Genomic DNA, 15599 nt, shown 5'->3' on the forward strand with positions numbered 1-15599 from the left:
GTGTTTTGGGGGAAGGTACCGGATGGAGAATGAAGCCAAACTCCGGGATTATCTCAAGCGAGCAACTGCTGATCTCCGCCGCACGCGCCAGATGCTGCGCGAGGCCGAGGAGAAGCAGCACGAGCCGATCGCCATCGTCGGAATGGCCTGCCGCTATCCGGGAGGGGTGAGCACCCCCGCGGAGCTGTGGGATCTGGTGGCCGGAGGCCGGGACGCCGTCACCGCCTTTCCGGACGACCGCGGATGGGACCTGGAATCCCTGCACGACCCGGATCCGGATTCCCCCGACCCCCGCACCTCGTACGTCCGCGAGGGCGGATTCCTGCACGACGCCCTCGAATTCGACCCCGGAATGTTCGGCATCTCCCCGCACGAGGCGTCCGCCATGGATCCCCAGCAGCGGCTGCTCCTGGAGGCGTCCTGGGAGGCGCTGGAGGACGCGGGTATCGACCCGACGTCCTTGCGGGGGAGCCCGACCGGAGTGTTCGCCGGGCTGATGTACCACGAGTACGGCTCCCGGCTGAACGACGTCGCCCCCGAACCCGCGCAGTTCCTCGGCACCGGGACGATCGGCAGCGTGCTGTCCGGCCGTATCTCGTACTCCTTCGGCCTGGAGGGCCCGGCGGTGACCGTCGACACGGCCTGCTCCTCGTCGCTGGTGACGCTGCATCTCGCGGTCCAGGCGCTCCGGGCGGGGGAGTGCTCGCTCGCCCTGGCGGGCGGCGTGACGGTGATGTCCACCCCGGACACCTTCGTCGACTTCTCCCGCCAGCAGAACCTCGCACGCGACGGCCGCTGCAAGCCGTTCGCCGACGCCGCCGACGGCACGACCCTCGCCGAGGGCGTGGGCATGCTGCTGGTCGAGCGGCTCTCGGACGCGCGCCGGAACGGGCATCGGGTACTGGCGGTCGTACGGGGCTCGGCGGTCAATCAGGACGGTGCGTCGAACGGTCTGACGGCGCCGAACGGTCCGTCGCAGCAGCGCGTCATCCGGCAGGCGTTGGCGAACGCGGGCCTCGAACCCTCCCACGTGGACGCGGTCGAGGCGCATGGGACCGGGACGACGTTGGGTGACCCGATCGAGGCGCAGGCGTTGCTGGCGACGTACGGGCAGGGCCGGGACGAGCCTCTGTGGCTCGGGTCGATCAAGTCCAACATCGGCCACACGCAGGCCGCCGCCGGTGTGGCGGGCGTGATGAAGATGGTCCTCGCCATGCGGGAGGGCGCCCTGCCCAAGTCCCTGCACGTCGACGCACCCTCGTCCCACGTGGACTGGTCCGCCGGAACGGTCGAGCTGCTGAACGACCTCCAGCCTTGGCCGGAGACGGGGCGTCCGCGTCGTGCGGGTGTGTCGTCGTTCGGGATCAGCGGGACGAACGCGCATGTGGTGCTGGAGCAGGCGCCGGAGGTGGAGGAGCCGGAGCCCGCTGTCGAGGCCGTTGAGAGTGGCGGTCCGGTGCCGTGGGTGGTGTCGGGGCGTTCGGAGCGGGCGTTGGTGGCGCAGGCGGGGCGGTTGGCCTCGTTCCTGGAGGAGCGGCCGGGGCTGTCGCCGGTGGAGGTCGGTGCCTCGTTGCTGAACTCGCGGGCGGCGTTGGAGTACCGGGCTGTGGTGCCGGGTGGGGACCTTGACGCCCTGCGGGCCTTGGACGGCTCGGGTGTGGTGCGGGGTTCTACGGGCACGGGTGCGGGCTCGCGGGTCGTGCTGGTCTTCCCGGGCCAGGGGGCGCAGTGGTTGGGCATGGCCGATGAACTCCTCGCGTCCTCGCCGGTGTTCGCGGGACGGATGAACGAGTGCGGTGCCGCGCTGTCGGAGTTCGTGGACTGGGAGCTGATGGGTGTCCTCGGGGATGAGGACATGCTCGCGCGGGTGGATGTCATCCAGCCGGTGTTGTGGGCGGTGATGATCTCCCTCGCCGCCGTGTGGAAGGAGTCCGGCGTCACGCCTGCTGCCGTGGTGGGTCACTCGCAGGGTGAGATCGCGGCTGCTTGTGTCGCCGGGGCGCTCTCGCTTCGTGACGGGGCCCGGGTGGTGGCGTTGCGGAGTCAGGCGATCGGTCGGGTGTTGGCCGGTGGTGGCGGGATGGCGTCGGTGGCGGCTTCGCGGGAGGCCGTGGAGGAGCGGATCGCCCAGTGGGGCGAGCGGATCTCGGTCGCGGCGGTCAACGGACCTTCCGCGACGGTCGTTTCCGGTGAGCCGGAAGCCCTGCGGGAGCTTCTCGATGAGTGCGAGGCCGAGGGAGTACGGGCGCGTCAGGTGCCCGTGGATTACGCCTCGCACGGCCCCCAGGTCGAGGCCCTGCGGGACGAGCTTGCCGCCCTGCTCGCAGGCGTCGAGCCGGTCGAAGGCCGTATCCTGTTCTATTCGGCGGTGACGGCGGCGCCCGTATCCGGTGAGGAACTCGGCGCCTCGTACTGGTTCGAGAACCTGCGCAACACGGTCCGCTTCGAGGAGGCCGTGCAGGCGCTCCTCTCAGACGGGCATGGCGTGTTCGTCGAGTGCAGTGCGCACCCCGTCCTTACCCCGGGCATCGAGGACACCGCGCAGAACGCGGACACCCCGGTCGTCGTGACCGGCACGTTGCGGCGCGACGAGGGCGGACGAGCCCGGCTCGTACAGTCTCTCGGGCACCTGTGGGCGCACGGCGTGCCCGTCGACTGGAGCACCTACCTCCCCGCGACCGCCCGTTGGGTCGATCTGCCGACGTACGCCTTCCAGCGCCGGCGCTACTGGTTGGAGGATTCCGGGGCCGTCGGCGATGTGACGGCGGCCGGGCTGAGCGGGGCGGATCATCCGCTGCTCGGGGCGGCCGTGTCGATGCCCGGTGCTCATGTGCTCACCGGGCGGCTGTCGGCGGCCACCCACCCGTGGCTGGCCGAGCGGAGCGTGCTCGGCGTGTCCGTGGTGCCCGAGACGGCGTTGGTGGATCTTGCCGTACGGGCCGGGGACCAGGTCGGCTGCGACCTCGTACGCGAACTCACCGTCGAGACACCCCTGGTGCTCCCGGAGCGGGGCGCCGTTCTGCTGCGGGTGCTGGTCGAGGAGGGCGACGGGGGCGGTGACCGGAAGGTCACGGTCCACTCGCGGCCCGAGGACGTGCCGGACGCTCAGTCGTGGACCCGGCACGCCACGGGCGTCCTCGCCCCCGGCACTCCGGAGGCCCCGGGGCCCGGAGAGGGCGGACTCGACTCCCGCGCCTGGCCCCCCTCGGGCGCCGAGCCCGTCGAGCCCGTCGAGCTGGAGGACTTCTACCGCGCGCGGGCCGAAGGGGGAGTGGGTCACGGGCCCCTGTTCCAGGGCTTGCGGTCGGTCTGGCGGCGCGGGGAGGAGGTCTACGCCGAGGTCGCTTTGCCCGACGAGGGCGCCGCCGACGCGGCGGGGTTCGGGCTGCACCCCGCGCTTCTCGACGCGGCGCTGCACTTCGCCGGGCCCGTGGGGGCGTATCTGCCGCTCGTGTGGCAGGACGTGCGCCTGCACGCGGTAGGGGCGACCGCGCTTCGGGTGGGGCTGACCCGTACCGGGGGCGGCTGGTCCGTGCGGCTCGCGGACGCCGAGGGCGGCCCGGTCGCCTCCCTTGCCCGTGTGACCTGGGCCGAAGTGCCCGCGGAGCGGCTCGCGCAGGATGCGGGGCGGGGCGAATCGCTGTACGGGGTGGACTGGGTGGCCCCGTCCACGGGCGGCGCCGCCGGGGCGGCGGGCCCCGAGGAGGGTGCGCCGGTAGTGCTCGGGGGCCCGGGGCCCGACGTGGAGGCCGTGCCGGGCTGCGAGGTCATGGACCTGGACGCGGTGAAGGCCCTCGCGACGACGCCGGAAGTAGTGGTCCTCCCCGTGCCCGGCACAGGGGTTGTCGGGGTTCCTGGTGGGGTTCGGGAGATCACATATGGGGTGTTGGAGACGCTGCGTGCCTGGTTGGCTGAAGAACGGTTCGCCGGGTCACGGCTGGTGATTCTGACCCGGAACGCGGTGTCTGTGACGGGGGAGGAAGCAGATCTGGTGACGGCACCGGTATGGGGGTTGGTGCGTTCTGCGCAGTCGGAGAACCCGGATCATTTCGTGCTGGTCGACAGCGACGAGCGGCAGGTGCCGCCCGCCGCGCTGACCGCTGCCGTGGCCCTGGGGGAGCCCCAGGTGGCCCTGCGCGACGGCGCGTTGTCCGTTCCGAGGCTCGTGAGGCTGGAGCCGGCGGAGGAGACCGTCGGCGCGTCACCCGAGGAGAACGGCGCCCCCGCGTGGGACCCGGAGGGCACCGTACTGATCACCGGCGGCACCGGAACCCTGGGCGCGCTGGTCGCCCGTCATCTGGTCGTCGAGCACGGCGTGCGCAGCCTGCTGCTGACCAGCCGCCGCGGCCCGCGGGCCGAGGGTGCCGACGAACTCCGGGCCGAACTGGGGGCCTTGGGCGCCCGAGTGGACATCACGGCCTGCGACGCGGCCGACCGCGACGCAGTGGCCGAACTCCTCGCGACCGTGCCGGCCGACGCCCCGCTGACCGGGGTCGTGCATACGGCCGGTGTGCTGGACGACGGCGTCGTCGGGTCCCTGACGCGGGACCGCGTCGACGCGGTGCTGCGGCCGAAGGTGGACGCGGCGTGGAATCTGCACGAGCTGACCAAGGACGCGGCCCTCTCCGCGTTCGTCCTGTTCTCCTCCGCCGCCGGAGTCCTCGGCAGCGCCGGGCAGGGCAACTACGCGGCGGCCAACACCTTCCTGGACGCCCTCGCCCGGTACCGCCGCCTGGCGGGGCTGCCGGGGACGTCGCTGGCCTGGGGGCTGTGGGAGCAGAGCAGCGGGCTGACCGGCACGCTCGGCGAGGCCGACCGGCAGCGCAAGGCCAGGGACGGCCTGCGTCCGATGCCCTCGGCGAGCGCCCTGTCGCTGTTCGACGCCTCGGTCGCGGGCATCCGGCCGTTCACCGTGCCGGTGCGCCTCGACCTGACGGCGCTCGGCGCGGGCCTCCAGGCCGACGAGGTCCCGCCGATGCTGCGGCGCCTGGTGCGCGGGACGCGCCGCAGCGCGGCCGTCGCGGGCCGGGGCGGCGCGAACGGGCTGCCCGAGCGGCTGCGGACCGCGTCCCCCGCGCAGCGCTCGCGCCTGCTGCTGAACCTGGTGCGCGGGCACGTCGTCGCCGTGTTGGGCTACGCGGACGCCGACGCGGTCGAGGCGGGCCGGGCCTTCAAGGATCTCGGGTTCGACTCGCTGACCGCCGTCGAGCTGCGGAACAGGATCAACCGGGACACCGGGCTGAAGCTCCCCGCGACCGCGGTCTTCGACTACCCCACCTCGCGCGTGCTCGCCGACCACCTCGGCACGTACTTCGCGGCGGACGGGGACACCGGCACCGCCGGGCGGACGGGCGCGGGCGCGGACGGCATCCCCTTCGGCGCCGACGACGAGGAGACCGTCCGCCGGATGCTGGCCTCGATCCCGCTGCACCGCCTCACCGAGGCCGGACTGATGGGCTCCCTGCTGGAACTGGCCGGGATCGCCGAGGACACGTCCGGGCCCGCGGAGGACGACGACGAGCGTGCGTCGATCGACTCGATGGACGTGGAAGCCATGATCGAGCTGGCGCTCGACGGTTCCGGGCCCGACGGCCCCGGTTCCGGCTCCGAAGACGACACGACGCGAGGACTGTGAGTTCACGATGGCCGTGCAGAAGGACCGCGTCGCTGAGGCTCTGCGAGCATCGCTCAAGGAGACCGAACGGCTGCGCGAGCAGAATCGGAAGCTCGCGGGCGCCATGCGCGAGCCGGTCGCGATCGTCGCGATGGCGTGCCGGTTCCCCGGCGCCGACTCGCCCGACGCGCTGTGGCGGCTCCTGGAGTCCGGCACCGACGCCATGACCGGGTTCCCGGCCGACCGCGGCTGGGACACCGACGCGCTCTACCACCCGGACCCCGACCACCGCGGCACCTCCTACGTGCGCGAGGGCGGCTTCCTCGACCGGGTCGGCGACTTCGACGCCGGGTTCTTCGGCATCTCGCCGCGCGAGGCCGTCGCGCTCGACCCGCAGCAGCGGCTGCTGCTCGAAGCCTCCTGGGAGACCTTCGAACGGGCGGGCATCGACGGGCTCTCGCTGCGCGGCAGCCGCACCGGCGTGTTCGTCGGGGTGAACTACCAGGACTACAGCTCGCAGCTCCGGGTGGCGCCCGAGGTGGCCGAGGGCTACGGGGTGACCGGCGCCTCGGCGAGCGTGCTGTCCGGGCGTATCGCCTACACCTTCGGGCTGGAGGGGCCCGCGGTCACGGTGGACACCGCCTGCTCCTCGTCGCTGGTCGCCCTGCACTGGGCGATGCAGGCGCTGCGCGCGGGGGAGTGCTCGCTCGCGGTGGCCGGCGGGGTGTCGGTGATGTCCACCCCCGACCTGTTCGTGGAGTTCTCCCGGCAGCGCGGCCTGGCGGCGGACGGCCGCTGCAAGGCGTTCGCGGGAGCGGCGGACGGCACGGGCTGGGGCGAGGGGGCCGGGCTGCTGCTGGTCGAGCGGCTCTCGGACGCGCGGCGCAACGGCCACCCGGTGCTCGCGGTGATACGGGGCTCCGCCGTCAACCAGGACGGGGCGTCGAACGGTCTGACGGCGCCGAACGGGCCGTCCCAGCAGCGCGTCATCCGCCAGGCCCTCGCCAGCAGCAGGCTCTCCGCCGACCAGGTCGACGCGGTCGAGGCGCACGGCACCGGCACGACCCTCGGCGATCCCATCGAGGCCCAGGCCCTGCTCGCCACGTACGGCCAGGGCAGGCCCGCGGACCGGCCGCTCTGGCTCGGCTCGGTGAAGTCGAACATCGGGCACACCCAGGCCGCCGCCGGAGCCGCGGGCGTCATCAAGATGGTCATGGCCCTGCGGCACGGCCTGCTGCCCAAGACCCTGTACGTGGACGAGCCCACCCCGCACGTCGACTGGTCGGCGGGAGCGGTGGAGCTGCTGACCGAGGCCCGCGACTGGCCGGAGAGCGAACGGCCGCGCCGGGCCGGGGTGTCCTCGTTCGGCATCAGCGGCACGAACGCCCACGTCATCCTCGAACAGGCCCCGACTGCCGGGGCCACCACGGCCGCCGAGTCCGACGGACCGGCCACCGAACCGGCCGCCGAACCGGCCGCTTCCGGGGTGCTGCCCTGGGTGCTGTCCGCCCGATCCCGGCAGGCACTCGCCGCGCAGGCCCGTGAACTGGCCGCCTTCGTCGCCGACCGCCCGGACACGGACCCGCTCGACATCGGCTACTCCCTCGCGACCACCCGCGCCGCCCTGGAGCACCGCGCCGTCGTCTTCGGCGCCGGGCCGGACGAACTCCTCGCCCGCATCGAGGAGTTGGCGGAGCGGGGCCCCGACGCCGCCGAGTCCGCCCGGACGCTGTACGGGGTCACGGGCGAAGGCCGCGTGGGCATGCTCTTCACCGGCCAGGGCGCCCAGCGGGTGGGCATGGGCCGGGAGCTGTACGGGACGTATCCGGTCTTCGCCCGTGCCTGGGACGAGGTGTGCGCGGAGCTGGACGCCCACCTTCCCCGCCCGCTGCGGGAGGTGGCCTGGGGCGAGGAGCAGCGGCTGCTCGACGAGACCCAGTACGCGCAGGCCGGGCTCTTCGCGGTCGAGGTCGCGCTCTTCCGGCTGGTCGAGTCCTGGGGGCTGACGCCCGAGGTACTGCTCGGCCACTCGATCGGCGAGGTGACGGCGGCGTACCTGGCCGGGGTGTGGTCGCTGCCGGACGCGGCGAAACTCGTGGCGGCGCGCGGCCGGTTGATGCAGGCCCTGCCCGCCGGTGGCGTGATGGTCTCCGTACGGGCACCGGAGGACGCGGTCGCCCCGCTCCTGGAAGGGCGCGAGGACGTGGGCGTGGCGGCCGTCAACGGCCCGGCCTCCGTCGTGCTCTCCGGCGCCGAGGAGGCCGTCGGCGAGGTCGCCGCCGCGCTGGAGGCCGAGGGCCACAAGGTCAAGCGGCTGCGGGTGAGCCACGCCTTCCATTCGCCGCTGATGGACCCGATGCTGGCCGACTTCCGCGCGGTGGCCGAGGAACTCACGTACACCGAACCGGTCCTGCCTCTCGTCTCGAACGTCTCGGGCCGCATGGCCGAGCCCGAGGAGCTGTGCGACCCCGCCTACTGGGTCCGGCACGTGCGGGAAGCCGTCCGCTTCCACGACGGCATCGGCGCCGCGCACGCGGAGGGCATCGACCTCTTCGTGGAGCTGGGCCCCGGCGGCGTGCTGTCCGCGATGGGGCAGGACTGCCTGCCGGAGAGCGTCACCTTCCGCCCGAGCCTGCGCGAGGACCGTCCCGAGGACGAGGCGCTGCGCGAGGTCCTCGCCGGTGCCCATGTGCGCGGCGCCGACGTCGACTGGACCGCGCTGCTCCCGGGCGGGCGGCGGACCGGCCTGCCCACCTACGCCTTCCAGCGGCAGCGGTACTGGCTCGAAGGCTCCGCCGGAGCCGGGGACGTGACGGCCGCCGGGCTCGGCACCGCGGGGCACCCGCTCCTCGGCGCGGCCGTGACCCTGCCCGACTCCGACGGGTTCCTCTTCACCGGCCGTCTCTCCCTGGCCACGCACCCCTGGCTCGCCGACCACGCGGTCTCCGGCACCGTGCTCGTACCGGGCACCGCGCTCGTCGAACTCGCCATCCGCGCCGGGGACCAGGTCGGCTGCGACCTGCTGGACGAACTCACCCTCCAGGCGCCCCTGGTCCTTCCCGACAACGGAGCCGTGCAGACGCGGGTCACCGTCGGCGAGCCCGTCGCGGACGGCCGCCGCGAGATCGCGGTGTTCTCCCGCCACGAGGACGCCGAGACCGACGAGCCGTGGACCCAGCACGCCACCGGCGTCCTCGCCACCGCGTCCCCCGCCGACCCGCTCCCCGCGCCCGAGGAGGTCTGGCCGCCCGCCGGTGCCGAGCCCGTCCCCGTGGAGGGCTTCTACGAGGAGCTGGCCGCCGCCGGATTCGCGTACGGGCCCGTTTTCCAGGGCGTACGGGCCGCGTGGCGGCGGGACGGCGAGGTCTTCGCCGAGGTGGCCCTGCCCGCCGAGGCCGCCGAGCAGGCGGGCCGGTTCGGCCTGCACCCCGCCCTGCTCGACGCGGCAGTGCAGACCGTGGGCCTCGGCCCCGAACTCACCAGGGGCGGGCCCGGCCTGCCCTTCTCCTGGACCGGCGTACGGCTGCACGCCGTCGGCGCGGCCACCCTGCGCGCCCGGCTCTCGCCCGCCCGGGACGGCGGGGTCGCCGTCCTCGTCGCCGACGACTCCGGCGCGCCCGTGGCCTCCGTCGGCTCCCTGGCGATTCGGCCCGTCTCCGGCACGCTCAAGCCCGCCGCCCACGACCGCTGGGCGTCCCTCTTCCACCTCGACTGGACCGCGCTGCCCGAGAGCGCCGCCCCCGCCGGGCCCCCGGCGGCCACCTGGGCGGCCGTCGGCACCGGGAACGCGACCGCGAGCGGGTCCGGCGCCGGAGCCGACGCCGGGATCGCGGGCGTGGTCGCCGCGCTGCGCGCGGACGGTGCCGAGGTCGTGGAGGCGGAGGACTTCGCGGCCCTCGCCGCCCTCGGCACCGTGCCGGACGCCGTGCTGTGGGCCCTGCCCGAGCCGGCGCCCGGCGCCGTCCCGGACCAGGTGCGGGAGACCACCGCACGGACGCTGGAAGCGCTGCGTGCCTGGCTGACCGAGGAGCGGTTCGCCGCGTCCCGGCTCGTCGTCCTCACCCGTGACGCGGTCTCCGTCGCCGAGGAGAGCGGCCCCGTCCTCGCCCCCGCGCCCGTATGGGGCCTGGTGCGGTCCGCGCAGTCCGAGAACCCCGACCGGTTCGTCCTCGTCGACCTCGACGGCGAACAGACCTCGCTCCGCGCCGTGCCCGCCGCCCTCGCCTGCGGCGAACCGCAGCTCGCGCTCCGCGACGGCACGCCGTACGCCGCCCGGCTGGCCAAGGCCGCCCCCTCGGCGCCCCTCACCCCGCCGGACGGCCGGGCGTGGCAGCTCGCCAGCACCGCCAAGGGCAACCTGGACGCCCTCGCGCTCGTGGAGAGCGACCGGGCCTGCGGGCCGCTCGCCGCGCACCACGTCCGGATCTCGGTACGGGCCGCGGGCGTCAACTTCCGGGACGTCCTCAGCGCCCTCGACATGTACCCCGGCGACGCCGGGCCGATGGGCCTGGAGGGCGCCGGCGTCGTCGTCGAGGTCGGCTCCGGCGTGTCCGGACTCGCCCCGGGAGACCGGGTGATGGGCACGTTCACCGAGGCGTTCGGGCCCCTCGCCGTCGCCGATCACCGGACCCTCGCCCGTATCCCGGAGGGCTGGTCCTTCGCGGAGGCCGCGGCCACCCCCATCGTCTTCCTCACCGCCTACTACGCCCTCGTCGACCTGGCCGGAGTACGCCCGGGGGACACCGTCCTGGTGAACTCCGCGGCCGGCGGCGTCGGCATGGCCGCCGTCCAGCTCGCCGTCCACCTCGGCGCCGAGGTGTACGGCACGGCCGGTCCCGCCAAGTGGGAGGCCCTGCACGCCTTCGGCCTGGACGACGACCACCTCGCCTCCTCCCGCACCCTGGACTTCGAGGAGAAGTTCCTGGCCGCGACCGGCGGCCGGGGCGTGGACGTCGTCCTCAACTCCCTCACCGGCGAGTTCGTCGACGCCTCCCTGCGGCTGCTGCCCTCGGGCGGCCGGTTCGTGGAGATGGGCAAGGCCGACATCCGCGACGCGGACGAGGTCGCCGCCGCCCACGACGGCGTCGCCTACCGCGCCTTCGACCTCCCCGAGGCCGGGCCGGAACGCACCCGCGAGATGCTCGCCGACATCCTCGCCCTCTTCGAGCGCGGCGTGCTGCGCCCCCTGCCCCTCACCACCTGGGACGTGCGCCGCGCCCCGGAGGCGTTCCGGTACATCAGCCAGGCCCGCCACATCGGCAAGGTCGTCCTCACCGTGCCGCCGGAGCCGCACCCCGACGGCACCGTGCTGATCACCGGGGCCGGCGGCACCCTCGCCGGTGTCCTCGCCCGGCACCTGGTGAACGCGCACGGGGCCCGCAACCTCCTCCTGGTCGGCAGGCGCGGCCCCGACGCGCCCGGCGCGGACGCGCTGCGCTCCGAACTCACCGGACTGGGCGCCCGGGTGGAGATCGCCGCCTGCGACATCGCCGACCGCGAAGCGCTCGCCTCCCTGCTCGCCGCGATCCCCGCCGAGACCCCGCTGACCGGCGTGGTGCACACGGCGGGCGTCCTGGACGACGGAGTCATCGGCTCCCTCACCCCGGACCGGCTCGACACCGTGCTGCGCCCCAAGGCCGACGGCGCCTGGAACCTGCACGAGCTGACCCGCGACCTCGACCTCTCCGCGTTCGTCCTGTTCTCCTCGGTCTCCGGGATCTTCGGCGGCCCGGGACAGGGCAACTACGCCGCCGCGAACACCTTCCTGGACGCCCTCGCCGCGCACCGCCGCGCACGCGGCCTGCCCGCGCTCTCCCTCCCGTGGGGACTGTGGGCCGAGTCCAGCGCCATGACCGGGAAGCTCGCCGAGCACGACGTGCGGCGGGCCGCCTCCGGCGGCGTCCTGCCGATGACCTCGGAGGAGGGCGTCGCGCTGTACGACGCGGCCACCGCCTTCGCCCGCGCGGTCGTCGCCCCCGCCCGGCTGGAGCTGAAGGGCGCCTCCGCTGCGGACCTGCCGCCCGTGCTGAGCGGGCTGGTGCGCGCCCCGGCCCGGCGCGCCGCCTCCGCGCTCGGCGGAGCGGACGCGGGCAACACCCTCGTCGAGCGGCTCGCCGCCATGACCCCCGACGACCAGGACCGCGCCCTGCTCGACCTGGTACGTACGCACGTGGCAGCCGTCCTCGGCTACCCGGGCCCCGAGGCCGTGGAGGCCGAACGCGCCTTCTCCGAGCTGGGCTTCGACTCGCTGACCGCGGTGGAGCTGCGCAACCGGATCAACGGCGCCACCGCGCTGCGCCTGCCCACCACCCTCGTCTTCGACTACCCGAACTCGCTCGCCCTCGTGGACCACCTGCGGGGCGAACTCCTCGACCGCCACACCGAAGCGCTGGCCCCCGTGCGGGCCACCGGCGGCACCGACGACGAGCCGATCGCGATCGTCGGCATGGCCTGCCGCTACCCCGGCGGAGTGGCGTCGCCCGAGGACCTCTGGCGCCTGCTCGCCGACGGCACCGACGCGCTCACCGACTTCCCCGCGGACCGGGGCTGGAGCCTCGACGACCTGTACCACCCCGACCCCGACCACCACGGCACCTCGTACGCGCGGGCGGGCGGCTTCCTCGCCGACGTCGCCGGCTTCGACCCCGCCTTCTTCGGCATCTCGCCCCGCGAGGCCCTGGCCATGGACCCCCAGCAGCGGCTCCTGCTGGAGGCGTCCTGGGAGGCGTTCGAGAGCGCCGGGATCGACCCCCAGTCGCTCAGGGGCACCAAGACCGGCGTCTTCGCGGGCGCCACCTCCGACGACTACGCGACGCGCCTGGCCCCGGTCTTCGACCAGACCGAGGGCTACGCCAGCACCGGCACGGCGGGCAGCGTCGTCTCCGGCCGTGTCTCCTACTCCTTCGGCCTGGAGGGCCCGGCACTCACCGTGGACACGGCCTGCTCGTCCTCGCTGGTGGCCCTCCACCTCGCGGTCCAGGCCCTGCGCGCGGGCGAGTGCTCGCTCGCCCTCGCGGGCGGCGTCACCGTCCTGGCCACCCCGGACGTGTTCATCGAGTTCTCCCGCCAGCGCGGGCTCGCGACGGACGGCCGCTGCAAGCCGTTCGCGGACGGGGCGGACGGTACGGGCTGGGGCGAGGGCGTGGGCATGCTGCTGGTCGAGCGTCTCTCGGACGCCCAGCGGAACGGGCATCCGGTGCTGGCGGTGGTGCGGGGTTCGGCGGTCAATCAGGACGGTGCGTCGAACGGTCTGACGGCGCCGAACGGCCCGTCCCAGCAGCGCGTCATCCGGCAGGCGCTCGCGAACGCGGGTCTTGAGGCGTCCGAGGTGGACGCGGTCGAGGCGCACGGCACGGGCACGACGCTGGGCGACCCCATCGAGGCGCAGGCGTTGCTGGCCACGTACGGCCAGGAGCGCCCGGAGAACCGCCCCCTGTGGCTTGGCTCCATCAAGTCCAACATCGGCCACACCCAGTCGGCTGCCGGTGTGGCGGGCGTCATGAAGATGGTCCTCGCCATGCGGAAGGGCATGCTGCCCAAGTCCCTCCACGTGGACGAGCCCTCGTCGCACGTGGACTGGTCGTCCGGTGCGGTGGAGTTGCTGGCGGAGGGGCGTGCGTGGCCGGAGACCGGTGAGCTGCGTCGTGCGGGTGTGTCGTCGTTCGGGATCAGCGGGACGAACGCGCATGTGGTGCTGGAGCAGGCGCCGGAGGTGGAGGAGCCGGAGCCCGCTGAGGGTGAGGGTCCGGTGCCGTGGGTGGTGTCGGGGCGTTCTGAGGGTGCGTTGGTGGCGCAGGCGGGGCGGTTGGCCTCGTTCCTGGAGGAGCGGCCGGAGCTGTCCCCGGTGGACGTGGGTTCTGCGCTGCTGAACGGGCGTGCGGCGTTGGAGTACCGGGCTGTGGTGCCGGGTGGGGACCTTGACGCCCTGCGGGCCTTGGACGGCTCGGGTGTGGTGCGGGGTTCTACGGGCACGGGTGCGGGTTCGCGTGTGGTGTTGGTCTTCCCGGGCCAGGGGTCGCAGTGGCTGGGGATGGCCGATGAACTCCTTGCTTCCTCGCCGGTGTTCGCGGAGCGGATGAACGAGTGCGGGGCGGCGCTGTCGGAGTTCGTGGACTGGGAGCTGCTGTCTGTCCTCGGGGATGAGGACATGCTCGCGCGGGTGGATGTCATCCAGCCGGTGTTGTGGGCGGTGATGGTCTCCCTGGCCGCCGTGTGGGAGGAGTCCGGGGTCACCCCGGCTGCGGTGGTGGGGCACTCGCAGGGTGAGATTGCTGCTGCCTGTGTCGCGGGGATCCTCTCCCTTCGCGACGGCGCGAGAGTTGTTGCTCTGCGGAGTCAGGCGATCGGCCGTGGGCTGGCCGGTGGTGGCGGGATGGTGTCCGTAGCGGCCTCGCGGGAGGCGGTGGAGGAGCGGATCGCCCAGTGGGGTGAGCGGATCTCGGTCGCGGCGGTCAACGGACCGTCCTCGACGGTTGTTTCCGGTGAGCCGGAAGCCCTGCAAGAGCTGCTGGCCGAGTGTGAGGAAGAGGGAGTACGGGCGCGTCAGGTTCCCGTGGATTACGCCTCGCACGGCCCCCAGGTCGAGGCCCTGCGGGACGAACTGGCCGCCCTGCTCGCAGACGTGGAGCCGGTCGAAGGCCATGTCCCGTTCTATTCGGCGGTGACGGCGGCGCCCGTATCCGGTGAGGAGCTGGGCGCTTCGTACTGGTTCGAGAATCTGCGCAACACGGTCCGCTTCGAGGAGGCCGTGCAGGCGCTCCTCTCAGACGGGCATGGCGTGTTCGTGGAGTGCAGTGCGCACCCGGTGTTGACGTCGGGGATCGAGGACACGGCGCAGTCGGCGGGCAGCCCGCTCGTGGTGAGCGGGACCCTGCGGCGGGACGAGGGTGGACGCGGGCGGCTGATGCAGTCTCTCGGGCACCTGTGGGCGCACGGCGTTCCCGTCGACTGGAGCACCTACCTCCCCGCCACCGCCCGGTGGGTCGATCTGCCGACCTACGCCTTCCAGCGCCAGCGGTACTGGCCCGCCGGTGTCGTGCTCGGTGGGGACGCTTCGGGGCTCGGGCTCACGGCGGCTGAGCATCCCTTGCTCGGTGCTGCCATGGCGCTTCCGGACTCGGACGGGTTCCTGTTCAGCGGCCGGTTGTCGCTGGCCACGCATCCCTGGCTGGCCGACCACGCCGTCATGGACACCGTGCTGCTCCCCGGCGCCGGACTCGTGGAGCTGGCCGTACGGGCCGGGGACCAGGTCGGCTGCGACGTACTGGAAGAACTCACCCTCGAAGCCCCGCTGGTCCTCCCGGCCACCGGAGGGCTGCAACTCCGTGTCACCGTCGGCGAGTCCGACGCGGACGGGCGCCGCGAACTCGCCGTCCACTCGCGGGCGGAGGAGGCCCCGGACGACCAGCCGTGGACCCGGCACGCCAACGGCATGCTCACCGCCGGGGCAGAGCCGGCGGAGTGGGGCGAGGAGAGCTGGCCTCCGCGTGACGCCGAGCCGGTCTCCGTGAGCGAGGTGTACGACGACTTCGCCGCGGTCGGCATGAGCTACGGCCCCGTCTTCCAGGGCCTGAGCGCGGCCTGGCGGCGCGGGGAGGAGATCTTCGCCGAGGTCGCTCTGCCCGAAGACATGGCCTCGGACGCGACGAAGTTCGGGCTGCACCCCGCCCTGCTCGACTCCGCGCTCCACGCGATCGGCCTCCACCCGGCCACCGAGACCGGGCAGGCTCAACTGCCGTTCGTCTGGAACGGGGTACGCCTGTACGCCGTCGGCGCGGCCACCTTGCGGGTCAAGCTGGCCCCCGCGGGCGGCGGCTTCGCCGTCCTCGTCGCCGACGGCACGGGCACTGTCGTCGCCGCCGTGGACTCCCTGGTGACCAGGCCGGTGACCGCCGACCAGCTCAACGCCGCCCCGCGCAACGACGACCTGTTCACCGTGGAGTGGTCGTCGCTGCCGCTGGCTTTGGGTGCGGTGGTGCCGGAGTAC

At 73.8% G+C, this 15599-nt stretch carries 2 protein-coding genes; both read left to right on the forward strand.

The features are described 5' to 3' along the window. The first annotated feature begins 22 nt into the window (after positions 1 to 22). Positions 23 to 5635, forward strand: a complete 5613-nt coding sequence (locus ABD343_RS37215) for a type I polyketide synthase (protein WP_344534860.1) — start codon at positions 23 to 25, stop codon at positions 5633 to 5635. Positions 5636 to 5648: 13 nt separating this feature from the next. Then, a partial coding sequence (locus tag ABD343_RS37220; RefSeq protein WP_425578366.1) for an SDR family NAD(P)-dependent oxidoreductase occupies positions 5649 to 15599 on the forward strand: 9951 nt, incomplete at its 3' end.

This window comes from Streptomyces albiaxialis, from assembly GCF_039530985.1.
GTDB classification, from domain to species: Bacteria; Actinomycetota; Actinomycetes; order Streptomycetales; family Streptomycetaceae; genus Streptomyces; species Streptomyces albiaxialis.

Excerpts from the sequence above, each read along its gene's own strand:
- ABD343_RS37215 (WP_344534860.1), top strand. The coding sequence starts at position 23 with ATGGAGAATGAAGCCAAACTCCGGGATTATCTCAAGCGAGCAACTGCT.